This window comes from Bradyrhizobium pachyrhizi, assembly GCF_001189245.1.
GTDB classification, from domain to species: Bacteria; Pseudomonadota; Alphaproteobacteria; order Rhizobiales; family Xanthobacteraceae; genus Bradyrhizobium; species Bradyrhizobium pachyrhizi.
Genome location: NZ_LFIQ01000111.1, coordinates 120,542 through 143,133, shown reverse-complemented (window position 1 = coordinate 143,133; position 22,592 = coordinate 120,542). Strand labels below are relative to the sequence as shown.

Annotated in this window: 19 protein-coding genes; 14 read left to right on the top strand and 5 right to left on the bottom strand. The window is 64.5% G+C overall.

Annotated elements, in window-relative coordinates; genetic code table 11:
• Window positions 1-109: 109 nt before the first annotated feature.
• Both AKL29_RS28625 and AKL29_RS28620 read left to right on the top strand, forming a co-directional pair.
• Window positions 110-871 carry a DUF1223 domain-containing protein gene (locus tag AKL29_RS28625; protein WP_028336299.1) on the top strand — a complete coding sequence of 254 codons (762 nt, stop codon included), beginning with the start codon at window positions 110-112 and terminating at the stop codon, window positions 869-871.
• A 538-nt stretch (window positions 872-1,409) separates the two neighbouring features.
• Window positions 1,410-1,781, top strand: coding sequence for a DUF2794 domain-containing protein (locus AKL29_RS28620; protein WP_050386460.1), 372 nt, complete (start codon window positions 1,410-1,412; stop codon window positions 1,779-1,781).
• Window positions 1,782-2,128: 347 nt separating this feature from the next.
• On the opposite strand, the gene AKL29_RS28615 is transcribed toward AKL29_RS28620, so the two are convergent.
• The 3 genes from AKL29_RS28615 to AKL29_RS28605 form a co-directional block, all read right to left on the bottom strand.
• On the bottom strand, window positions 2,129-2,920 hold the full coding sequence (locus AKL29_RS28615; RefSeq protein ID WP_021078796.1) for a Bax inhibitor-1/YccA family protein: 792 nt from the start codon (window positions 2,918-2,920) through the stop codon (window positions 2,129-2,131).
• A gap of 235 nt (window positions 2,921-3,155) precedes the next feature.
• Entirely contained in the window at window positions 3,156-5,726 is a 2,571-nt protein-coding gene (locus tag AKL29_RS28610) for an ABC transporter permease (protein WP_050386459.1), read from the bottom strand.
• Entirely contained in the window at window positions 5,723-6,442 is a 720-nt protein-coding gene (locus tag AKL29_RS28605; protein WP_050386458.1) for an ABC transporter ATP-binding protein, read from the bottom strand. Before AKL29_RS28605 ends, AKL29_RS28610 begins: the two co-directional genes overlap by 4 nt.
• Before the next feature lie 55 nt (window positions 6,443-6,497).
• On the opposite strand from AKL29_RS28605, the gene AKL29_RS28600 reads away from it, so the two are divergent.
• From AKL29_RS28600 to AKL29_RS28545, 12 genes are all read left to right on the top strand, one after another.
• Complete coding sequence (locus AKL29_RS28600) at window positions 6,498-7,145, top strand: arylesterase (protein WP_050386457.1); 648 nt, start codon at window positions 6,498-6,500, stop codon at window positions 7,143-7,145.
• Window positions 7,146-7,311: 166 nt separating this feature from the next.
• Window positions 7,312-7,848 carry an RNA 2',3'-cyclic phosphodiesterase gene (thpR, locus tag AKL29_RS28595; protein ID WP_050386456.1) on the top strand — a complete coding sequence of 179 codons (537 nt, stop codon included), beginning with the start codon at window positions 7,312-7,314 and terminating at the stop codon, window positions 7,846-7,848.
• 150 nt (window positions 7,849-7,998) lie between these two features.
• The gene (gene zapE / locus AKL29_RS28590; protein ID WP_050386455.1) at window positions 7,999-9,186 is read left to right on the top strand and encodes a cell division protein ZapE; all 1,188 of its coding nucleotides are present in this window, start codon (window positions 7,999-8,001) and stop codon (window positions 9,184-9,186) included.
• Window positions 9,187-9,409: 223 nt separating this feature from the next.
• Window positions 9,410-10,378 carry a malate dehydrogenase gene (gene mdh / locus AKL29_RS28585; RefSeq protein WP_028336306.1) on the top strand — a complete coding sequence of 323 codons (969 nt, stop codon included), beginning with the start codon at window positions 9,410-9,412 and terminating at the stop codon, window positions 10,376-10,378.
• A 160-nt stretch (window positions 10,379-10,538) separates the two neighbouring features.
• Entirely contained in the window at window positions 10,539-11,735 is a 1,197-nt protein-coding gene (sucC, locus tag AKL29_RS28580; protein ID WP_028336307.1) for an ADP-forming succinate--CoA ligase subunit beta, read from the top strand.
• Window positions 11,736-11,737: 2 nt separating this feature from the next.
• Window positions 11,738-12,214 carry a DUF1579 family protein gene (locus AKL29_RS28575; protein WP_016845086.1) on the top strand — a complete coding sequence of 159 codons (477 nt, stop codon included), beginning with the start codon at window positions 11,738-11,740 and terminating at the stop codon, window positions 12,212-12,214.
• A gap of 95 nt (window positions 12,215-12,309) precedes the next feature.
• On the top strand, window positions 12,310-13,191 hold the full coding sequence (sucD, locus tag AKL29_RS28570) for a succinate--CoA ligase subunit alpha (RefSeq protein WP_028336308.1): 882 nt from the start codon (window positions 12,310-12,312) through the stop codon (window positions 13,189-13,191).
• Between the two features lie 255 nt (window positions 13,192-13,446).
• Window positions 13,447-16,407 (top strand): 2-oxoglutarate dehydrogenase E1 component, encoded by a 2,961-nt coding sequence (locus tag AKL29_RS28565; RefSeq protein WP_028336309.1) that lies wholly within the window; start codon window positions 13,447-13,449, stop codon window positions 16,405-16,407.
• 166 nt (window positions 16,408-16,573) lie between these two features.
• A complete protein-coding gene (odhB, locus tag AKL29_RS28560) occupies window positions 16,574-17,818 on the top strand; it encodes a 2-oxoglutarate dehydrogenase complex dihydrolipoyllysine-residue succinyltransferase (RefSeq protein WP_028336310.1) in 1,245 nt (414 codons plus the stop codon).
• 72 nt (window positions 17,819-17,890) lie between these two features.
• Window positions 17,891-18,640, top strand: a complete 750-nt coding sequence (locus AKL29_RS28555) for an SDR family oxidoreductase (RefSeq protein ID WP_028336311.1) — start codon at window positions 17,891-17,893, stop codon at window positions 18,638-18,640.
• A gap of 84 nt (window positions 18,641-18,724) precedes the next feature.
• The gene (lpdA, locus tag AKL29_RS28550; RefSeq protein WP_028336312.1) at window positions 18,725-20,125 is read left to right on the top strand and encodes a dihydrolipoyl dehydrogenase; all 1,401 of its coding nucleotides are present in this window, start codon (window positions 18,725-18,727) and stop codon (window positions 20,123-20,125) included.
• Window positions 20,126-20,165: 40 nt separating this feature from the next.
• The gene (locus AKL29_RS28545) at window positions 20,166-20,705 is read left to right on the top strand and encodes a hypothetical protein (protein ID WP_028336313.1); all 540 of its coding nucleotides are present in this window, start codon (window positions 20,166-20,168) and stop codon (window positions 20,703-20,705) included.
• Window positions 20,706-20,782: 77 nt separating this feature from the next.
• Here AKL29_RS28545 and AKL29_RS28540 read toward each other — a convergent pair whose 3' ends face one another.
• Window positions 20,783-21,373, bottom strand: a complete 591-nt coding sequence (locus AKL29_RS28540; RefSeq protein WP_028336314.1) for a DUF4337 domain-containing protein — start codon at window positions 21,371-21,373, stop codon at window positions 20,783-20,785.
• 144 nt (window positions 21,374-21,517) lie between these two features.
• On the bottom strand, window positions 21,518-22,489 hold the full coding sequence (locus AKL29_RS28535) for a tyrosine recombinase XerC (protein WP_028336315.1): 972 nt from the start codon (window positions 22,487-22,489) through the stop codon (window positions 21,518-21,520).
• Between the last annotated feature and the right edge of the window lie 103 nt (window positions 22,490-22,592).

The window sequence follows — 22,592 nt, the reverse complement described above, 5'->3', positions numbered from 1 at the left end:
GGCGGCCTATGAAAAGGCCGCTTTCTCGCGTTTTGGGGCACGCAAGTTCAGGGACAGACTTCATGCTCCGTACAATTACGGATGGAAATCATCACGACTGGTTCGCAGTATGACAGCGATGATGGCCTATAACTGTATCTCGCGATGGTCGAGCGCCCTTGGCATCTGCGCAATCGTCGCGATCATCCGCCCCGCCCACGCTGATCCGCGTGCTGTCGTCGAACTCTTCACCTCGCAGGGATGCTCGTCCTGTCCGCCCGCGGACAAGATCATCGGTGATCTCGCGAAGGACCCCAACGTCATCGCGCTGAGCATGCCGATCGACTATTGGGACTATCTCGGCTGGAAGGACACGCTGGCCGATTCCCGTTTCAGCGCGCGCCAGAAAGCCTATTCGCATGTGCGCGGCGACCGCGACGTCTACACGCCGCAGGCTGTGATCAACGGCTCCGCGCATGTGATCGGCAGCGACCGCGCCAGCATCGAGAGCGCGATCAAGGACACCGAGAAGGGCGGCAGCGTGATGTCGGTGCCGGTGACGATGACGCTGACCGGCAAGCAGATCAATGTGTCGGTCGCCGCATCGAAGTCGCCCGCAGTGTCGCGCGGCGAGGTCTGGATCTGCTCGATCTCCAAGTCGGTGCCGATCTCGATCGCGCGCGGCGAGAACCGCGGCCGCGAGATCACCTACCACAACGTGGTGCGCAATCTCCTCAAGGTCGGTGACTGGAACGGTTCGTCCGGGAGCTGGACCGTGCCGCTGGAGAACATCACGCGTGACGGTGTCGATGCTGCTGCGGTGTACGTCCAGGACGGCAACCGCGACAAGCCGGGCCCGATGCTCGGCGCTGCCTTCACCTCGCTTCACTAGCGCCTCGCCACAATAAGGCGCGATAAGCTGGCTTCGGCCAGTCGCGTCGCTGGCCGCACGCATGTTGTCGTCAGCCGCGCATGGCGACAAACCTGCATTCAGTGATTTGCCGAAAGGAAGGCGCCGGGGCTTTGCGCGCGTCTCGCTTGCGCAGGCCCCAAAACAAAAAGGACCAACTTTCGTTGGCCCAGTGTTGGGATTTGACTCCCCTGCGAACAGGCCCGATCCCGACGGCCCCGGGGGGCTGGGGGCTGAGGAATCCGGAACCGAAAGGACCGGGCCAACGCAGGGTTTCCTTTTCGCAGGGCAGCGGGGCGGGCGATGGGCGGAAGTGGGGCAGCAATATGATTCCGCTAACGTTCCCGTGACTCTGCGGTTTTCCGGACAATCCGCCGCGCGCGGCGGTGGTTAAGGCCCGGTTGCATTGCGATTGGCCCCTTGCGGGCCCCCTCGCTTAGCGCGATCATGTCACTCTCGTGACGATCCCGAACAGGGGCCTTCGGAACCCGATCGTCACCGAGGTGACAGGAGGCGCTCGATGAGTTTGATCTCGGAGGACACTGATCCGAGCGGGAGTCGTGCCGCGGCGCGCACCGCCGCCGCGACCCCTCAGCCCAACCGCGTGACATTCAATCGACTTGAGCTCAACCGCATTCTCAATCTCTACGGCCGCATGGTCGCCGACGGCGAGTGGCGCGATTATGCGATCGACTTCCTGAAGGACCGCGCCGTGTTCTCGGTGTTCCGGCGCGCATCCGAAATGCCGATCTACCGGATCGAGAAGGATCCCCTGCTTGCGCGCAAGCAGGGCATGTACAGCGTGATTTCCGCGACCGGCCTGATCCTCCGCCGCGGCCACGAACTGGAACGCGTGCTGTTCGTGATCGATCGCAAGCTGTCGCTGGTGTAAGCGCGTTCGCGCGACCCGTTGGTCCATCCGGGCTACTCACGTTCCAACCTCCCCCTTGAAAAGGGGAGGTCGCTTTGCTCGCCAAAGCAAAGCGGGCGGGGATATTCTCCCTCCACATACGCCGTCGTCTGCGGCTGACCCCCATCCCGACCTTCCCCCTTTCAGCGGGGAGGAGAAGAAACCGTAGCGCGGATGAAGCGCACGCAATCCGGGGCCGGTCTCTCCAAAGACTTACCCGGACGCTCCATCCGGGCTACGCCGCATTTTGCCTCGCGCAAAAGAAAAGCCCCGGCCGTGTGGCCGGGGCTTGGACTGCAAGGTTTGATCGATCGGCTCGCTCGAGGCGCTTAGTCGCGCTGGCCGAGCAGCTGCAGGAGCAGCGTGAACAGGTTGATGAAGTTCAGGTAGAGCGACAGCGCACCAGTGATTGCCGCACGCTCTGCCATCACGCCACCCTGCGAGGCGTAGCCGTAGATGTAGTCGTTCTTCAGCCGCTGGGTGTCCCAGGCGGTGAGGCCCGCGAACACCAGCACGCCGACCACCGACACGATGAACTGCAGCGCCGAGCTCGCAAGGAACAGGTTGACCAGGCTCGCGATGATGATGCCGATCAGACCCATGAACAGGAACGAGCCCATGCCGCTCATGTCACGCTTGGTGGTGTAGCCGTAGAGGCTCAGCGCACCGAACGTCGCCGCGGTGATGAAGAACACGCGCACGATCGAGGTGTGCGTGTACACTAGGAAGATCGACGACAGCGACAGACCCATCAGCGCCGAGAACACCCAGAACAGGAGTTGGGCGGTCGCGGGCTGCAGGCGGTTGATGCCGGCCGAGATGACGAACACCATCGCCAGAGGGGCGAGGATGAACAGCCACTTCAGCGGGCTCACGAACATCGCGTAGCCGAACTGCGTCAGATAGGCGTTGCCGAACTTGGCGACGGCGGCCGACTGGTCGGTCGTCACCGCACCCATGTAGACGCCGAGCGCGGCGAGGCCGGTGATGGCCAGGCCGATGCTCATGTAGTTGTAGATGCGCAGCATGTAGGCGCGCAGACCGGCGTCGACGGCCGCAGCGTCAATGCGCCCGGCGGCCCGGCCGAAAGGAGAAGCGTAGTTGCGGTCTAGGTCCGACATGGTCGAATTCCCGTGGTTGGTCCCGGTGGAGCGCAAGGGATTTGCGGCGCCGGTCGTAAATCTATCTCAGATGGCTCGGTTTGCGGAACATTAATTCCGTGTCATTCAAACCGACTATCCGACCCGATTGGTATGTGGGAAATTAACACATCCGACGCAAGCTTCCACGCGCGGCCGAATGTCGCTCTACCCTAGCGTTATAGGCAAAAACGGGCGCTCGCGCCGCTACATTTTGTCACAAATTCCGCAACACTGAGGCCGGCTTCTGGTTTAGCGCGAGCAGCGTCCCGGCGAGCCCCAGTCCGACCGTGACGACCAGCGCGGCGACCACGACCAGCGCGGCGCTGCCGGCCTGCCAGATAAAACTCAGCGTCATCAGCCGCGTCACGATCAGCCAGGCCGCGATCGAGCCGGCGATCACCCCGAACACGGCGGTTGCAAAACCGATCATCAGATACTCTAGCGCGTAAGCGCCGAGCAATCGCACCCGCGTGGCGCCGAGCGTCTTGAGAATCACGGCGTCATAGACGCGGTGACGGTGTCCGGCGGCCAGTGCGCCGCCGAGCACCAGGATTGCGGATATCAGCGTCACGGCGCTGGCGCCGCGGATCGCCAGCACCAGATTGCTGACCACGCTGCCGACCGTCTCCAGCGCCTCGCGGACCCGCACGCTGGTCACCATCGGGAACGCGTCGGCGACCTGCTTGATGATGCGCGCGTCGTCGGCGGAATCGGCGTGTGGTTCCGTCAGAGTCGCGACATGGCTGTGCGGCGCGCCCTTGAAGGCATTCGGCGAGAACACCAGCACGAAATTGATGCCGAGGCCCTGCCAGTCGATGTTGCGCAGGTTGGCGATCTTCGCCGGCACGTCGCGTCCGAGCACGTTGACGACGATCTCGTCGCCGATCTTCAACGACAGGCCGTCGGCGATCTTCTTCTCCATCGAGACCAGCGGGGGTCCGCTGTAGTCCGGTCCCCACCATTCGCCCTCGACGATCTTCGAGCCCTTGGGGATTTCGCCGGTATAGGTCAGGCCGCGGTCGCTCTGCAGCACCCATTCCGAATCGACCGACGGCCTGAGCTGATCCGCCTTGACGCCGCGCGCGGCGACGATGCGCCCGCGCAGCATCGGCACGTCCTCGACGGTCGAGCCGGCGGCGACCTTGGACAGGAAGGCATTGAAGCGGTCGGCTTCGGTGGAGGGGATGTCGATGAAGAAGAACGACGGCGCCCGCTCCGGCAGGGCGGCCAGGAATTGCCGGCGCAGATTGCCGTCGATCTGGGTGATGGTGACGAGCACCGCCAGCCCGAGCCCCAGCGACAGCACCACCGACGGCGTCAGCGCGCCCGGCCGGTGGATGTTGGCGATCGCGAGCCGCAGCATGGTCATGCGGCTGCGCGGCAACCGCCGCGCCACCGCCATCAGGAGCTCGGCAATTCCGCGCAGCAGCAGGAACACCGCGATCGACGAGGCGACGAACACGGCGGCGACCCGCTTGTCATAGGCAAGCCCGATCGCGACGCCGATCAGCAGCGCGATCACCACGGCCATCAGCGCCAGATAGCTCCAGCGCGGGCGATGCCACTCGCTGGCGACGGTCTCGCGGAACAGTGCGGCGACCGGCACGTCATGGACGCGGCCGAGTGGCCACAGCCCGAAAGCCAGCGCGGTGAGCTGGCCATAGATGAAGGACAGCGCGAGTTCGTCGGGATGCAGCGCGGGCACCACCGGCAGCGGCAGCAGCTTGCCGAACAGGCCGACGATGACGAAGGGCAGCGCCGCGCCGAGCACGAGCCCGATCACCGAGCCGATCCCGGCCAGCACCACCACCTGCGTGCAGTAGATCGTGAAGACGTCGCGGCCGGTGGCGCCGAGCGCCTTGAACGAGGCGATGACGTCGCGACGCCGGTCGATATGGCTCTTCACCGCGTTGGCGACGCCGACACCGCCGACCAGCAGCGCCGCGAGGCCGACCAGGGTCAGGAACTGGGTGAAGCGGTTGATGGTGCGCTCGAGCTGCGGCGAGGCATTGCTGCGGCTGCGGACCTCCCAGCCGGCCTCCGGCGCTGCGCTGCGTGCACCGTCGATCAGCGCGGTGGTGGCGCGATCGTCGTTGGCGCCGTCAGGCAGTTTCACGCGGTAGATCCAGCGCACCAGGCTGCCCGGTTGCAGCAGGTCGGTGGCGCGCAGGCTGGCTTCGCTGACCAGGAAGCGCGGCCCGAGGCCGACGCCGCCGGCGAGCTTGTCGGGCTCGGCCACCACCACGCTTCGGATCTGATAGGTCGCACTGCCGATGGTGACGCGGTCACCGAGCTTCAGGTCGAGCCGCGCCAGCAACGTCGAATCGGCGGCCGCGCCGTAGATGCCGTCGCGTTCGGCGAGCAGATCGGCGACCGACATGTTCGGCTCGAGCGTCAGCTCGCCGAGCATCGGATATTTGCCGTCGACGGCCTTGAGCTCGACCAGCGCCAGCTTGCCGTCATTGCTGCGGGCCATCGCGCGCAGCGTGGCCGCGATCGAAACCTCGCCGCGCGTGCGCAGATAAGCGACCTCGTCGGGCTTGGCCTCGCGCGAGATCAGCGAGAACGCGACGTCGCCGCCGAGCAGCGTGCGTCCCTCGCGGGACAGGCCGTCGCCAAGGCTCGCGGCGACCGAGCCGACGCCGGCAATCGCCATCACGCCGAGCGCGATGCAGGCGATGAACACGTAAAAGCCGCGCAGGCCGCCGCGCAATTCGCGCAGCGCATAACGGAAGGCAAGCGACGACGCGCGGCCCTGCACCGCGACTTCGGACGCGATGCTCATGTCGTGGATGGTCCGTCGATGCGGCCGGAGCGCAGCCGCACGACGCGGTCGCAGCGCTGCGCGAGCGCGAGATCGTGCGTCACCAGCACCAGGGTCATGCCGCGCTCGGCGTGCTTGGTGAACAGCAGATCGACGATCTGCTTGCCCGTCGTCTCGTCGAGATTTCCGGTCGGCTCGTCGGCCACCAGGATCGCGGGGTCGGGCGCGAGCGCACGCGCGATCGCGACGCGCTGCTGCTCGCCGCCGGAGAGCTGCGTCGGATAATGATGCAGCCGTTCGCCGAGCCCGACCGATTGCAGCTCCTGCGCGGCGCGCGCGGCGGCATCGGGATTGCCGGCGAGCTCGAGCGGCACCGCGACATTCTCCAGCGCCGTCATGGTCGGGATCAGATGGAACGACTGGAAGACGATGCCGACCTGGCGGCCGCGGAAGCGCGCCAGCGCATCTTCATCGAGGGCATTGAACGAGGTGCCGTTGACGACCACCTCTCCACTGTCAGGACGTTCGAGCCCCGCCATCACCATCAGCAAGGTCGACTTGCCCGAGCCCGACGGGCCGATCAGGCCGATGGCCTCACCCGCCGCCACACGAAGGCTGATATCTTTGAGGATATGGACCCGTGCCGCGCCGGTGCCGAGCGAGAGATTGACGTTCCTGACGGCAATGGTGTCCGGCTCGACGTCGGTCAGTGAAGAGGATTCGATGAGACTGTCCATGGTTCGGTCATATGGCACTTCCGCAGCTGCGGTCGAGGGCCGGTTGAGAATCTTCGTGCACATACTCGTGTTGCTTATGGGCTTGATGACGGCGGCCAGCGCGCAGACGCCAAGGCTGGAGAAAGGCCCGGCGAAGCCGATCAAGATGGTGGTCCTGGGCGATTCCCTGAGCGCCGGGTACGGCCTCCCGGGCCCGGCGGCATTCCCGATCCGGCTGCAAAAGGCGTTGGAAGCCAAGGGGATAAAGGTCGAGATGAGCAATGCCGGGGTGTCCGGCGACACCGCCTCGGGCGGCCGCGAGCGGCTCGACTGGTCGGTGCCTGATGGAACCGATGCCGTGATTGTCGAGCTCGGCGCCAACGATGCCTTGCGCGGCATCGATCCCGCCGTCACGCGTGCCGCGCTCACCGACATCATCACAAAGTTGCAGGCGCGCAAGATCGCCGTGCTCTTGTGCGGTATGCTCGCGCCACCGAACTATGGCAGTGAGTATGCAGCGAAGTTCAACGCGATCTATCCGGATCTCTCGAAGACACTTGGCGTGCCGCTCTATCCGTTCTTCCTCGATGGCGTTGCCGCCGATGCCAAGCTCAACCAGGCCGACGGCATGCATCCGACGGCAGCAGGTGTGGACATCGTTGTGAAAAATATCCTGCCCACAGTGGAGGCATTTCTCGGCGCAATATCAGGGCAACGCAGTTGAAGCGCAGGCAGTGAGCCGTGTCGTGTCCGTAGGTTTACGAGCTGTTAACGGGTCATGCTTCGCAGAGTCACATATCTCGGGTACAAATAGGCATCGGTGATTCGTCGCCGGGCCGTTACAGGGTGCGGGCTCCCAAAACCCGCGCCAAGCATCGAGGATTATTGCGATGCCGCGTCTGTTCACTGGACTGGAAATTCCGGCCGATATCGGCCAAACCCTCTCCAGCTTGCGTGGCGGCCTTCCCGGCGCACGCTGGATCGATCCCGAAAATTATCACGTCACTCTGCGCTTCATCGGCGACATCGATGGCATGTGGGCCAACGAGATCGCGACGATGCTGTTTCGGGTAAACCGCAAGCCGTTCGAGGTCAAACTGCAGGGCCTGTCGAGCTTCGGCGGACGCAAGCCGCGCGCGGTGGTTGCCGCCGTCGAGCCGAGCCGGCCGTTGATCGAACTGCAGGCCGAGCTCGAGCGGATGATGCAGCGGATGGGGCTCGATCCCGAGGGCAGAAAATTCACGCCACATGTCACGCTCGCGCGTTTGCACGACGCTTCGAGCCAGGACGTCGCGGATTATCTGTCCGTGCGTGGCTACTTCCCGAGCCGCACCTTCATGGCGGACCGCTTCGTGCTGTTCTCGTCGCGCGCATCGACCGGTGGCGGTCCTTACGTGGTCGAGGATTCCTACGACCTCTGCGCGTGAGGTGTTGCAGATCGCGCATTAAGGCGCCCCGGCAAGGCTCGTGCGGCCGGCGTGGCATGCAAGGGTTCGCGCTTGCATACCTGTCTGCATACCCACTGGCACAATTCACGGCTTGCAATTTGCCGCGCACTAGGGCCGTAAGGTGGGCTCATGTTGTCCACCTCGCCCAGTTCCTTTCTCGAGCACTACAAGTCCCTGGTCGCCTCCGGCGCGATCGAGGCTGATCCGGCGCAGGCCCGCGCCGCCGAGGCGTTCGGCGCGCTGGATGAGCGGCTCGCGAGCTACAAGCCGCAGCGCAAGCAAGGCCTGTTCGGGCGGCTGTTCGGCGGCGATAAGGACGACAAGCCGCCGCGCGGGCTCTACGTCCACGGCGAGGTCGGTCGCGGCAAGACCATGCTGATGGATCTGTTCTTCCAGCAGAGCCCGGTCGAGCACAAGCGCCGCGCGCATTTCCACGAATTCATGGCCGAGGCGCATGAGCGCATCTACGGCTACCGTCAGCAGATCGCGCGCGGCGAGATCGCGGACGGCGACGTGATCGCGCTCACCGCGCAGGCGATCTTCGACGAAGCCTGGCTGCTCTGCTTCGACGAATTTCACGTCACCGACATCGCGGATGCGATGATCCTCGGCCGGCTGTTCGCAAAGCTGTTCGAGCTCGGCACCGTCGTGGTCGCGACGTCGAACGTTGCGCCTGATGATCTCTACAAGGGCGGTCTCAATCGCGCGCTGTTCCTGCCGTTCATCGCGCAGATCTCCGACCACATGGACGTGTTGCGGCTCGATGCGCGCACCGACTTCCGGCTGGAGAAACTCGTCGGCGTCAAGATGTGGCTGGTGCCGGCGGATGACGCGGCCGATGCCGCGCTCAACGCGGCCTGGCGCAAGATGACCGGCAATGCGCCGTGCAAGGCGCGCCTCATTCCGATCAAGGGACGGATCCTGAACGTGCCCTGCTCGGCGCACGGCGTCGCGCGCTTCAGCTTCATGGACATCTGCGAGAAGCCGCTTGCCGCGTCCGATTACCTCAGGCTTGCGCACGATTACCATACGATCCTGATCGACCACATTCCGGTGATGGATTACGCCGAGCGCAATGCCGCCAAGCGCTTCATCTCGCTGATCGACACGCTCTATGACAATGCCGTGAAGCTGATGGCCTCGGCCGAGGCCGATCCGGTGTCGCTGTACCTTGCGACCGAAGGCGTCGAGGCGATGGAGTTCAAGCGCACATCCTCGCGCCTGATCGAAATGAGCTCGGAATCCTACCTGGCGCTGCCGCACGGCCGGAAGGACTCCTCCGCGAGCGGCGCGTCGACCGGCTTGGTCGAGACCTGAAATTCAGCCTCGAAATTCCGTCTCGAAATATCGTCTTGCGCGCGGTCTGGTTCGGAGCAACTTTTCGTGTCTCCGGGGCGGATGTTGCTGGCATGCCTGATCGAATTCCAGGCAGGGCCCGCAATCGGGCAGGCCGCGACTTGAATGGATCATTCGAAAGGGATAACCACCCTTGCAACCGACTTCCCTCCCTCCCGTACACAGTTCAAAGGACTGATTTCCCATGGCACGCGACAAGATTGCTCTGATTGGCTCCGGACAGATCGGCGGAACGCTGGCGCACCTCGTCGGCCTCAAGGAACTCGGAGACGTCGTGCTGTTCGACATTGCCGAGGGCGTGCCGCAGGGCAAGGCGCTCGACATCGCGCAGTCGTCGCCGGTCGACGGTTTCGATTCCAATCTGGTCGGCGCCAATTCCTATGAAGCGCTCGACGGCGCCAAGGTCTGCATCGTCACCGCCGGCGTGCCGCGCAAGCCCGGCATGAGCCGCGACGATCTCCTCTCGATCAACCTCAAGGTCATGGAGCAGGTCGGCGCCGGCATCAAGAAGTACGCGCCCGACGCTTTCGTCATCTGCATCACCAACCCGCTCGACGCCATGGTGTGGGCGCTGCAGAAGGCCTCGGGCCTGCCGCACAAGAAGGTGGTCGGCATGGCCGGCGTGCTCGACTCCGCGCGTTTCCGCTATTTCCTGGCCGACGAATTTCACGTCTCGGTCGAGGACGTCACCGCCTTCGTGCTCGGCGGCCACGGCGACACCATGGTGCCGCTGACCCGCTACTCGACCGTCGCCGGCATTCCGCTGCCCGACCTCGTCAAGATGGGCTGGACCTCGCAGGCGCGCATCGATGAGATCGTCGATCGCACCCGCAACGGCGGCGCCGAGATCGTCAACCTGCTCAAGACTGGCTCCGCCTTCTACGCGCCGGCCGCGTCCGCGATCGCGATGGCCGAGAGCTACCTGAAGGACAAGAAGCGCGTGCTGCCCTGCGCCGCCTATCTCAACGGCGAGTACGGCGTGAAGGACATGTATGTCGGCGTGCCGGTCGTGGTCGGCGCCAAGGGTGTCGAGCGCATCGTCGAGATCGAGCTGGCGGGTAAGGACCGCGAGGCTTTCGACAAGTCGGTCGGTGCGGTGCAGGGCCTGGTCGACGCCTGCAAGAAGATCGCGCCCGATCTGCTCGGCAAGTAATCTCGATTGGCAATGGCCCGATAGGCGGTTTCAATCGCCTGTCGGGTGCAAGGCAATGAAATTTCGGTGGGTTTTTAGTTGCGCGAGCTTTGGTATATGGTATGCCAGTCTCAAGGCTGACGTAAAAGGTCGCCGCACGAGGGTTTGGGAGCGTCTTTCCATGAATATCCATGAATACCAGGCCAAGGCTTTGCTGCATGAATTCGGCGTGCCGATCTCGCGCGGCGTGCCGGTGCTGAAGCCGGAAGAGGCCGACGCGGCGGCCAAGCAGCTGCCCGGCCCGATCTGGGTGGTCAAGAGCCAGATCCATGCCGGCGGCCGCGGCAAGGGCAAGTTCAAGGAAGCATCGGCCGGCGACAAGGGCGGCGTCCGCATCGCCAAGTCGGCCGCCGAGGTCAGCGAATTCGCCAAGCAGATGCTCGGCGCGACGCTGGTCACGGTGCAGACCGGTCCGCACGGCAAGCAGGTCAATCGCCTCTACATCGAGGAAGGCTCCGACATCGACAAGGAGTTCTACCTCTCGATCCTGGTCAATCGCGAGACCTCCGAAATTTCCTTCGTGGTGTCGACCGAAGGCGGCGTGAATATCGAGGAGGTCGCGCATTCGACCCCGGAAAAGATCGTCTCGTTCTCGGTCGATCCCGCGACCGGCATCATGCCGCATCACGGCCGCACTGTTGCCAAGGCGCTGAAGCTGACCGGCGATCTCGCCAAGCAGGCCGAGAAACTGACCGGCCAGCTCTATGCCGCCTTCGCCGCCAAGGACATGGCGATGCTCGAGATCAATCCGCTCGTCGTCACCAAGCAGGGCCAGCTTCGCGTGCTCGACGCCAAGGTGTCGTTCGACAGCAACGCGCTCTATCGTCATCCGGACGTGGTCGCGCTGCGTGACGAGACCGAGGAAGACGCCAAGGAGATCGAGGCGTCGAAATACGATCTCAACTACGTCGCGCTCGACGGTACGATCGGCTGCATGGTCAACGGCGCCGGCCTCGCCATGGCGACCATGGACATCATCAAGCTGTACGGCATGGAGCCGGCGAACTTCCTCGATGTCGGCGGCGGCGCCAGCGTGGAGAAGGTCGCGGCCGCGTTCAAGATCATCACCGCCGATCCGAACGTGAAGGGCATCCTGGTCAACATCTTCGGCGGCATCATGAAGTGCGACGTGATCGCCGAGGGCGTGGTTGCCGCGGTGAAGCAGGTCGGCCTCAAGGTGCCGCTGGTGGTGCGCCTCGAAGGCACCAATGTCGAGCAGGGTAAGAAGATCATCCGCGAGAGCGGCCTCAACGTCCTGCCCGCCGACAACCTCGATGACGCTGCACAGAAGATCGTGAAAGCCGTCAAGGGAGGCTAACGATGGCCGATCATCTCGACGCTCCGACACCGCTGGACGAACACCGCAAGCTCGCGGCGTTTGCGGGCGAGTGGAGCGGCGAAGAGATGGTCTATCCGTCGCGCTGGACCGCGGGCGGTCCGGCCACCTCGCATGTCGTTGCGCGCATCGCGCTCAACGGCTTTTACCTGATCCAGGACAGCGTGCAGACCCGCGACGGCAAGGAGAGCTTCGCAACCCACGGCGTGTTCACCTACGACCGCGACGACCGGGCCTACAAATTGTTCTGGCACGACTCGCTCGGCTACTACCCGCCGTCACCGGCGTCCGGTGGCTGGGCGGGCAAGTCGCTGATCCTGGTGCGCGGCTCGCTGCGCGGCAATGCCCGTCACGTCTACGAGGTCGTCGACGACAACACCTACAACATGAAAATCCAGTTCTCGCCTGACGCGGAAGGGTGGGCCGACGTGCTCACCGGCGTGTACCGGCGTATTCACTGAGCATGATCCGGAAAAGTGGTCTCCGGTTTTCCGATAAGATCATGCTCAAATCATAGAGTCCCTTCACCGATCGTCTCGCGAAAGCATCTCGAACCATGTCCATTCTGATCGACAAGAACACCAAGGTCATCTGCCAGGGCTTCACCGGCAAGAACGGCACGTTCCATTCGGAAGCGGCGATCGCTTACGGCACCAAGATGGTTGGCGGCGTGGCGCCGGGCAAAGGCGGCTCGACCCATCTCAACCTGCCGGTGTTCGACACCGTCGCCGAAGCGCGCGAGAAGACCGGCGCGGACGCCAGCGTGGTCTATGTCCCGCCGCCGGGCGCAGCCGACGCGATCTGCGAGGCGATCGATGCGGAAATCCCCCTGATCGTCTGCATCACCGAGGGCATTCCCGTGCTCGACATGGTGCGGGTGAAGCGCTCGCTCTCGGGCTCGAAGTCGCGGCTGATCGGGCCGAACTGCCCTGGCGTGATGACCGCCGGCGAATGCAAGATCGGCATCATGCCGGCCAACATCTTCAAGCCCGGCTCGGTCGGCATCGTCTCCCGCTCCGGCACCCTGACCTATGAGGCGGTGTTCCAGACCACCCAGGAAGGCCTCGGCCAGACCACCGCGGTCGGCATCGGCGGCGACCCGGTCAAGGGCACCGAGTTCATCGACATGCTGGAGATGTTCCTGGCCGACGAGAAGACCAAGTCGATCGTGATGATCGGCGAAATCGGCGGCTCCGCCGAGGAAGACGCCGCCCAGTTCCTCAAGGACGAGGCCAAGCGCGGCCGCAAGAAGCCAATGGTCGGCTTCATTGCCGGTGTCACCGCACCTCCCGGCCGCCGCATGGGCCATGCCGGCGCGATCATCTCGGGCGGCAAGGGCGACGCCGGTTCCAAGACCGCGGCAATGGAGGCCGCCGGCATCAGGGTGTCGCCGTCGCCGGCGCGCCTCGGGCAGACGCTCGCGGAGATGCTGAAGTAACCGCCGTCCGGCGAAGTTCCCTTCGAGATTTGACGTGATTTGGGGCGGGTTCTCCTTGGGGAACCCGCTCTCTTATTGCGCTTTGTCGCCAGAATGCCGATCAATAAAAAATGAAAATAAATTCATTTCTTGGTTCTTTTAGGCAGGAATATCTGTCCTAGATAGGGTAAAGGGTATCAACCCAGCCGGCGCACTTCCAGACCGGCATCAGCGCCGTCTCCTACGCGCGAACCGAAAAAATCACCAGGACTGCCCATGTCTCGCCAAGACGCGAACGCCGCTTTTGCACTCTCATCATTCCTGCAGGGCACCAACGCCGCCTACATCGACGACCTCTACGCCCGCTACGAGCAGGACCCGTCGTCGGTCGACGCCGAGTGGCAGGATTTCTTCAAAAGCCTGAAGGACGCCCCGGCCGACGTCCAGAAGAACGCCGAGGGCGCCTCGTGGGGCCGCGACAACTGGCCGGTGACGCCGCGCGACGAGCTGACCTCGGCGCTCGACGGCAACTGGGCCCAGGTCGAGAAGGCGGTCGGCACCAAGCTCGCGGCCAAGGCGCAGGCCAAGGGCGCCGAGCTGTCCGATGCCGACGTCCATCAGGCCACCCGGGATTCGGTTCGCGCGCTGATGCTGATCCGCGCCTACCGCATGCGCGGCCATTTCCACGCCAAGCTCGATCCGCTCGGCATCGAGGCGCCGCGCGACCGCGAGGAGCTCGATCCGCGCTCCTACGGCTTCACCGAGGCGGACTTCGATCGCAAGATCTTCCTCGACCACGTGCTCGGCCTCGAATACGGCACGCTGCGCGAGATCGTGCAGATCTGTGAACGCACCTACTGCCAGACGCTTGGCGTCGAGTTCATGCATATCTCCAACGCCGCGCAGAAAGCGTGGATCCAGGAGCGCATCGAGGGGCCGGACAAGGAGATCTCGTTCACGCCCGAGGGACGCCGCGCGATCCTCAACAAGCTGATCGAGGCGGACGGCTTCGAGAAGTTCTGCGACACCAAGTTCACCGGCACCAAGCGCTTCGGTCTCGACGGCGGTGAATCGCTGATCCCGGCGCTCGAGCAGATCATCAAGCGCGGCGGCAATCTCGGCGTGAAGGAGATCGTGGTCGGCATGCCGCATCGCGGCCGCCTCAACGTGCTGACCCAGGTGATGGGCAAGCCGCATCGCGCGCTGTTCCATGAGTTCAAGGGTGGTTCGGCCAACCCCGACTCGGTCGAAGGCTCGGGCGACGTCAAGTATCACCTCGGCGCCTCCTCGGACCGCGAATTCGACGGCAACAACATCCATCTGTCGCTGACCGCAAACCCGTCGCATCTCGAGATCGTCGATCCGGTCGTGATGGGCAAGGTGCGCGCCAAGCAGGACCAGCACGGCGATCCGCCGGATATGCGTATCTCCGTGCTGCCGCTTTTGATGCATGGCGACGCGGCGTTCGCAGGCCAGGGCGTGGTGGCTGAATGCTTCAGCCTGTCCGACCTGAAGGGCTATCGTACCGGCGGCTCGCTGCATTTCATCGTCAACAACCAGATCGGCTTCACCACCTATCCGCGCTACTCGCGCTCGTCGCCCTATCCGTCCGACGTGGCGAAGATGATCGATGCGCCGATCTTCCACGTGAATGGCGACGATCCGGAGGCCGTGGTGTTCGCGGCCAAGGTCGCGATCGAGTTCCGGCAGAAATTCCACAAGCCGGTCGTCATCGACATGTTCTGCTACCGGCGCCACGGCCACAACGAGGGCGACGAGCCGGCCTTCACCCAGCCGGTGATGTACAAGAAGATCGCTTCTCACCCCTCGACGCTGGAGATCTACGCCAAGCGGCTGGTGGCCGACGGCGTGTTGACCGAGGGCGAGGTCGAGAAGGCCAAGGCCGACTGGCGCGCACGGCTCGACGCCGAGCTCGAAGCCGGCGCCGGCTACAAGCCGAACAAGGCCGACTGGCTCGACGGCAAGTGGGCAGGCTTCAAGATCGCCGATCAGGAAGAAGACGCCCGCCGCGGCGTCACCGGCGTCGATGTCGCCGTTCTCAAGGATATCGGCCGCAAGATCACCAGGGTGCCGGACGGTTTCCGCGTCCACCGCACCATCCAGCGTTTCCTCGACAATCGCGCCAAGGCGATCGATACAGGAATTGGGATCGACTGGGCGACCGGCGAGGCGCTGGCATTCTGCACGCTGCTGCAGGAAGGTCATCACGTGCGGCTGTCTGGTCAGGATTCCGAGCGCGGGACCTTCTCGCAGCGCCACTCCGTCCTGATCGACCAGGAGGACGAGAGCCGCTACACGCCGTTCAATCATCTCGGCGGCGAAGACACCGGCCACTACGAGGTCATCAACTCGCTGCTGTCGGAAGAGGCGGTGCTTGGCTTCGAATACGGCTACTCGCTGGCTGAGCCGAACGCGCTGGCGCTCTGGGAAGCGCAGTTCGGCGACTTCGCCAACGGCGCGCAGGTGGTGTTCGACCAGTTCATCTCCTCGGGCGAACGCAAGTGGCTGCGCATGTCGGGCCTCGTCTGCCTGCTGCCGCATGGCTACGAAGGGCAGGGGCCGGAGCACTCCTCCGCGCGCCTCGAGCGTTACCTGCAGATGTGCGCCGAGGACAACATGCAGGTGGTCAATCCGACCACGCCGGCGAACTACTTCCACGTGCTGCGGCGCCAGCTGCATCGCGAGATCCGCAAGCCGCTGATCCTGATGACGCCGAAGTCGCTGCTGCGCCACAAGCGCGCGGTGTCGCAGCTCGAGGAGCTCGGCAAGAACGCCACGTTCCATCGCATTCTGTACGATGACGCGCAGATGCTGCCGGACGAGAAGATCAAGCTGAAGCCGGACGACAAGATTCGTCGTGTCGTGCTGTGCTCCGGCAAGGTCTATTACGATCTGTACGAGGAGCGTGAGAAGCGCGACATCGACGACATCTATCTGATGCGCGTCGAGCAGCTCTATCCGGTGCCGCTGAAGGCGCTGGTGCAGGAGCTCGGCCGCTTCAAGGGTGCCGAGGTGGTCTGGTGCCAGGAAGAGCCGCGCAACATGGGCTCCTGGCATTTCATCGAGCCCTATCTGGAATGGGTGCTCAACCAGATCCACGCACCCAACAAGCGTCCGCGCTATGCGGGCCGTCCGGCATCGGCGGCAACCGCGACCGGCTTGATGTCGAAACATCTGGCGCAGCTCAAGGCGCTGCTCGACGACGCACTGAACTAACGACTTTCATTGAAGCATGCCCCGCGAATGCGGGGCATCCGGTATCCCGCGTCATCCAGCAGAAGTGCTGTCGTCACGGAGTACCGGATCGCTCGCTTTGCGGGCGGTGGCGGACAAGTTTCACGACCGCAAATTTTGCGACCGCAGGGTTATCGAGGAAAAGACCATGACTGAAATTCGCGTTCCAACGCTCGGCGAATCCGTGACCGAGGCCACGATCGGCCGCTGGTTCAAGAAGGCCGGTGAAGCTGTCGCGGTGGACGAGCCGTTGGTGGAACTGGAGACCGACAAGGTCACCATCGAGGTGCCCGCGCCGGTCGCCGGCACGCTCGGCGAGATCATCGCCAATGACGGCGAGACGGTTGCCGTCGGCGCGCTGCTCGGACAGATCAATGACGGCGCCGCCCCGGCCGCCAAGCCGGCTGCTGCAGCTCCCGCCAAGGTGGCCGCACCGGCTGCCGCGGCTTCTGCCGCCCCGGCCCCGGCCGCGCCGAAGGCGCCGCCGGCGGATGCGCCGCTGGCACCCTCGGTCCGCAAGCTGTCCGCTGAAAGCGGCATCGATGCGTCCACCGTTCCCGGCTCGGGCAAGGACGGCCGCGTGACCAAGGGCGACATGCTGGCCGCGATCGAGAAGGCCGCCTCGGCGCCGACCCCGGTCAACCAGCCGGCCGCCGCCGTGCAGGTTCGTGCGCCGTCGCCGGCGGACGACGCCGCGCGCGAGGAGCGCGTGAAGATGACCCGGCTGCGCCAGACCATCGCGCGCCGCCTCAAGGACGTGCAGAACACCGCCGCGATGCTGACCACCTTCAACGAGGTCGACATGACCGAGGTGATGAAGCTGCGCGCCCTCTATAAGGACACGTTCGAGAAGAAGCACGGCTCGAAGCTCGGCTTCATGGGCTTCTTCACCAAGGCGGTCGTGCAGGGGCTGAAGGACATCCCGGCGGTCAACGCCGAAATCGACGGCTCTGACCTGATCTACAAGAACTACTATCACATCGGCGTTGCGGTCGGCACCGACCGCGGCCTCGTGGTGCCTGTGGTGCGCGACTGCGACCACAAGTCGATCGCCGAGATCGAGAAGTCGATCGCCGACTACGGCCGCCGCGCCCGCGACGGCCAGCTCAAGATCGACGAGATGCAGGGCGGCACCTTCACCATCACCAATGGTGGCATCTACGGCTCGCTGATGTCGACGCCGATCCTGAATGCGCCGCAGTCCGGCATCCTCGGCATGCACAAGATCCAGGAGCGGCCGATGGTCGTCGGCGGCAAGATCGAGGTGCGCCCGATGATGTATCTGGCTCTGTCCTATGATCACCGTGTCATCGACGGCAAGGAAGCGGTTACCTTCCTGGTGCGTGTGAAGGAGAGCCTGGAGGATCCGGCCCGCCTGGTGCTGGACCTCTGAGATCGTATCGCGCGCGGCGCCCGATCGGCTCGGGCGCCGCGATCTGTTGGGTGCTCACATTTGGGGATCAAAGTGACGGATAAGGTCGTTGTCATCACCGGCGGCAGCCGCGGCATCGGCCGCGCCACCGCGCTTGCTGCCGCCGCGCGCGGCTATCGCATCGTTGTCGGCTATGCATCCAACAAGACCGCGGCGGACGAGGTCGTCGCCGCGATCGAGGCCAGGAACGGCAAGGCGATCGCGGTGAAATGCGATGTCGGCAGCGAGCAGGACATCCTGGCGCTGTTCAAGGCGGCCGACGGCTTCGGCACGCTCGGCGCGCTCGTCAACAATGCCGGCATCGTCGGCAAGAGCGGCGTGCGTGTCGACGAGATGTCGGCCGAGCGTATCCAGCAGATGATGGCGGTGAATGTCACCGGCAGCATCCTGTGTGCGCGCGAGGCGGTGAAGCGCATGTCGACCAAGCACGGCGGCAAGGGCGGCGTCATCGTCAACCTTTCCTCCGTTGCGGCGAAGCTCGGTGCGCCCAACACCTATGTCGACTATGCCGCTTCCAAGGGCGCGATCGATTCCTTCACGATCGGCCTCGGCTACGAAGTCGCGAATGAGGGCATCCGCGTTGCCGGCATCCGGCCCGGCCTGATCGACACCGACATCCACGCCGCGGGCGGCGAGCCCGATCGTGCGCACCGGCTTGCCCATATGGTGCCGATGAAGCGTGTCGGCACGGCCGATGAAATCGCCAACGCCATCGTCTGGCTGATCTCGGACGAGGCTTCCTATGTCACCAGCGCGATCCTCGACGTGTCGGGCGGTCGCTAGCACACGATCAAGGGCGGGCGGCGGTCTGCCGACACGATCGCGCCCGCGTAATTGTCACAGAGCTTAGCTACAGGACGTTCTATCATGGCTTCTTACGATCTCGTCGTCATCGGCACCGGCCCGGGCGGATATGTCTGCGCGATCCGCGCGGCGCAACTCGGCATGAAGGTCGCCGTCGTCGAGAAGAACGCGACGCTGGGCGGCACTTGCCTCAACATCGGCTGCATGCCGTCGAAAGCGCTGCTGCACGCCTCCGAGATGTTCGAGGAAGCCGGGCACTCCTTTGCCAAGATGGGCGTCAGTGTTCCGGCGCCGAAGCTCGATCTGCCCGCGATGATGAACTTCAAGCAGCAGGGCATCGACGGCAACGTCAAGGGCGTCGAATTCTTGATGAAGAAGAACAAGATCGACGTGCTCAAGGGCACGGGCAAGATCCTCGGCGCCGGCAAGGTCGAGGTCTCCGGCGACGGCAAGTCCGAGACCGTCGAGACCAGGAACATCGTGATCGCCACCGGCTCCGATATCGCCCGCCTGAAAGGTATCGACATCGACGAGAAGCGCATCGTGTCCTCGACCGGCGCGCTGTCGCTGGAGAAGGTGCCGGAGAAATTGTTGATCATCGGCGCGGGGGTGATCGGGCTCGAGCTTGGCTCGGTCTGGCGGCGTCTCGGTGCGGACGTCATGGTCGTGGAATTCCTCGACCGCATCCTGCCCGGCATGGACGGCGAGGTGGCAAAGCAATTTCAGCGGATGCTCGAGAAGCAGGGCTTCGTCTTCAAGCTCGGCGCCAAGGTCACCGCGGTCGATAGCTCCGGCAAGACGCTGCAGGCCAAGGTCGAGCCCGCCGCGGGCGGTGCTGCGGAAACCATCGAAGCCGACGTCGTGCTCGTCTGCATCGGCCGGGTGCCCTACACCGAGGGCCTCGGGCTGAAGGAGGCCGGCGTTGCGCTCGACAATCGCGGCCGCGTCGAGATCGACGCGCACTTCTCGACCAACGTGAAGGGTATCTACGCGATCGGCGACGTCGTGGCCGGGCCGATGCTCGCGCACAAGGCGGAAGACGAAGGCGTTGCCTGTGCGGAGATCATCGCGGGCCAGGCCGGCCACGTGAACTACGACGTCATTCCAGGTGTTGTGTATACCACGCCGGAAGTGTCGTCGGTCGGCAAGACCGAGGAAGAACTCAAGCAGGCCGGCGTCGCCTACACCGTCGGCAAATTCCCGTTCACGGCGAACGGCCGATCCAAGGTCAATCAGACCACCGACGGCTTCGTGAAAATTCTCGCAGATGCGAAGACGGATCGGGTGCTTGGCGTCCACATTGTGGGGCGCGAAGCCGGCGAAATGATCCACGAAGCCTGCGTTCTGATGGAATTCGGCGGATCGGCCGAGGATCTGGCACGCACCTGCCACGCGCACCCGACCCGTTCGGAGGCGATCAAGGAAGCCGCGCTTGCGGTGGGCAAGCGCGCCATCCATATGTGATGATCGAAAGTCCGGCGTAGGCCGGGTCGAGATCATAGCGATGCTGCGCCGCCTGCTTCAACCGTTCTGGGTCCTGCTTGCGATCGTCTTCCTGGTCGAGGCCTGGCTATGGGACCACCTCGAGCCGATCGTGGCGCGGGTGGTGGCGTGGATTCCGCTCCGCGCGCTCAAGCAGTGGCTTGCCGACCGGGTCGATTCGCTGTCGCCGGCGATGACGCTGATTGTCTTCGTCGTGCCGGTGATCCCGCTGTTTCCGCTCAAGCTGATCGGGCTCTGGCTGCTGGCGAACCAATACTGGTTCAGTGCGGTCTCGCTGATCCTGTTCGCCAAGTTCGTCGGCGTCGGCGTGACGGCCTTCCTGTTCGACGTGACGCGGCCGAAACTGCTGGAGATGCCCTGGTTCGAGGCGCTCTATAATTTCGTGATGGCGCTGCGGGCCAAGGCCACGGCGCTGGTCGAGCCGATCAAGCGGCGCATTCGCGAGATGATCAGCGGCGACGGCGAGGGCTGGGCGGCGCGCACGCTGCGCGTGATCGCGCGCTTCCGCAAAAGCGTGCATCAGACCAGCAAGCCTCTCTAAGCAGGACTCTCCGTTTCGTCATCCTTCGGGGCACGCTCCGCTCGCGCCTCGGGATGATGGAGCAAAAGCCTTGCGTCTCAATGCAGATGCAGCAAGTGCGGCTGGAATAAGCCGAGCGCCGTCATCACGATGCCGGCGAGCGTCACCAGGCCGGAGACCCAGGCCAACGCGATGATGCCCGTGATGATGGTCGCCGATGCCAGCACGATGGCGATCTGGAAGGCGGCGGAGGCAAGCTCGAAATGATGATATTTCGCGGTGGCCTCGTCGCGCTCATGCTCGGCGTGCTTGGCGCGTTCGGAGAGCTGCTCCGAACCCTCGCCGGTTTCCGGCTCCGAGCGATAGCGCGCCGCGGTCTTCTGCCAATCGTCGATCTGCTTCTGCAGCGCGGCCCTTGCCGCCTCGTCGGTGGTTGTCGCGAGGTTCAGCTTGCCCTGTTCGGCCGCGGTCTGCACCGCGGTCCGGCGGATGCTCTTGGCCTGGAAGAAGGCCCACAGGTTGGAGGCCTCGACATTCTTGCTGATCGATTCGGTCTGGGCGCCCTTGCCGAGCGTTTCCGACAGCGCCAGGCACAGGGCGATCACGGCGATCAGGAGCGCGATCTTCTTGTTCTCGCCCGACGCATGCTCGGCATGCTCCGCGTGCTCCATACTTTCATGTGCGCTCATGATTCCCCTCCGGATGAGACCGCGCCACGATTGCCGAATGCGGTGCACAAGGCAAGGGCCGAACGGTTTTGGGTAACCGTCTGAAGATGAACGGCGCATGACGGCGGGCCAAAGCCCGCGCTTTATTTTTTCAGAACCGAACGTTCAACCTCGGGGATGCGCGGAGCGATAGACTTCGAGCAGGCGCTCGCTGTCGATGCCGGTGTAGATCTGCGTGGTCGACAGCGATGCGTGGCCGAGCAATTCCTGGATCGCGCGCAGATCGCCGCCGCGGCTCAGCAAATGCGTGGCGAAGGAATGCCGCAGCGCATGCGGCGTTGCGCTGTCGGGCAGGCCGAGCGCGCCGCGCAGCCGTTCCATGGTGAGCTGGATGATGCGCGGGCTCAAGGGACCGCCGCGCGCGCCGACGAACATCGGCCCCGCGGGGCTGAGTTGATGCGGGCAAATCGCGGCATAGTCCGCGATCAATTGCAGCACGTTCTGCAGCACCGGCACCATGCGGGTCTTGTTGCCCTTGCCGGTCACCACGAGCACGTCGCCCTCGCCGGGCTTCGGCACGTCGCGGCGCTTCAGCCCCAGCGCCTCGGAGATGCGCAGGCCCGAACCATAGAGCAGCGCCATGACGGCGGCGTCACGTACCAGGATCCAGGTCTCGCGGGTTTCGTCCGCGCGCTCGTCGGCGTCGGCGAAGCGTTTCGCTGCTTCCATGTGAATCGGCTTCGGCAGGCTCTTCGCCACCTTGGGCGCGCGTATCGCCGAGAGCGCGCCGACCTTGCCCTTGCCTTCGCGTTCCAGGAAACGTCCGAACGAGCGCAGGCCCGCCAGCGCCCGCATCAGCGATCGCCCGCCGATCTCCTCTGTCCGGCGCATCGCCATGAAGGCGCGCACGTCGCTCGCCTCGAGCGCGGAAAATGCCTTGAGCGTCACCCGCGCGCCCCAGTGTCCGGCCAGGAAGGCGAGGCATTGGCGCACGTCCCGGGCATAGGCCTCGAGCGTCTTCGGCGACAGCCGCCGCTCGGCACGCAGATGCGACAGCCAGCGCGTCATCTCCTGCGTGACGGATGCGTCGGCGCAGTCGAGCTCGAGCGGCTGGATGGGCTGATCGGTTCGGGCCATGTCCGTGTCTTAAGTCCGTGTCTTAAGGGCTATTGGCGCTGCTCATCTCCTGATTATATCGCACTGCCTTCGTTTACCGTTCGCTAAGAGAGCGAAGCGGTGG

Bases quoted from the DNA above. Each gene is read 5' to 3' on its own strand.
- odhB (WP_028336310.1), top strand. From the start codon at position 16,574: ATGACTGAAATTCGCGTTCCAACGCTCGGCGAATCCGTGACCGAGGCC.
- AKL29_RS28625 (WP_028336299.1), top strand. From the start codon at position 110: ATGACAGCGATGATGGCCTATAACTGTATCTCGCGATGGTCGAGCGCC.
- thpR (WP_050386456.1), top strand. From the start codon at position 7,312: ATGCCGCGTCTGTTCACTGGACTGGAAATTCCGGCCGATATCGGCCAA.
- AKL29_RS28575 (WP_016845086.1), top strand. From the start codon at position 11,738: ATGGCCGATCATCTCGACGCTCCGACACCGCTGGACGAACACCGCAAG.
- AKL29_RS28540 (WP_028336314.1), bottom strand. From the start codon at position 21,373: ATGAGCGCACATGAAAGTATGGAGCACGCGGAGCATGCCGAGCATGCG.
- AKL29_RS28615 (WP_021078796.1), bottom strand. From the start codon at position 2,920: ATGTCGGACCTAGACCGCAACTACGCTTCTCCTTTCGGCCGGGCCGCC.
- AKL29_RS28545 (WP_028336313.1), top strand. From the start codon at position 20,166: ATGCTGCGCCGCCTGCTTCAACCGTTCTGGGTCCTGCTTGCGATCGTC.
- lpdA (WP_028336312.1), top strand. From the start codon at position 18,725: ATGGCTTCTTACGATCTCGTCGTCATCGGCACCGGCCCGGGCGGATAT.
- AKL29_RS28610 (WP_050386459.1), bottom strand. From the start codon at position 5,726: ATGAGCATCGCGTCCGAAGTCGCGGTGCAGGGCCGCGCGTCGTCGCTT.
- sucC (WP_028336307.1), top strand. From the start codon at position 10,539: ATGAATATCCATGAATACCAGGCCAAGGCTTTGCTGCATGAATTCGGC.
- mdh (WP_028336306.1), top strand. From the start codon at position 9,410: ATGGCACGCGACAAGATTGCTCTGATTGGCTCCGGACAGATCGGCGGA.
- zapE (WP_050386455.1), top strand. From the start codon at position 7,999: ATGTTGTCCACCTCGCCCAGTTCCTTTCTCGAGCACTACAAGTCCCTG.
- AKL29_RS28605 (WP_050386458.1), bottom strand. From the start codon at position 6,442: ATGGACAGTCTCATCGAATCCTCTTCACTGACCGACGTCGAGCCGGAC.
- AKL29_RS28535 (WP_028336315.1), bottom strand. From the start codon at position 22,489: ATGGCCCGAACCGATCAGCCCATCCAGCCGCTCGAGCTCGACTGCGCC.
- AKL29_RS28565 (WP_028336309.1), top strand. From the start codon at position 13,447: ATGTCTCGCCAAGACGCGAACGCCGCTTTTGCACTCTCATCATTCCTG.
- sucD (WP_028336308.1), top strand. From the start codon at position 12,310: ATGTCCATTCTGATCGACAAGAACACCAAGGTCATCTGCCAGGGCTTC.
- AKL29_RS28620 (WP_050386460.1), top strand. From the start codon at position 1,410: ATGAGTTTGATCTCGGAGGACACTGATCCGAGCGGGAGTCGTGCCGCG.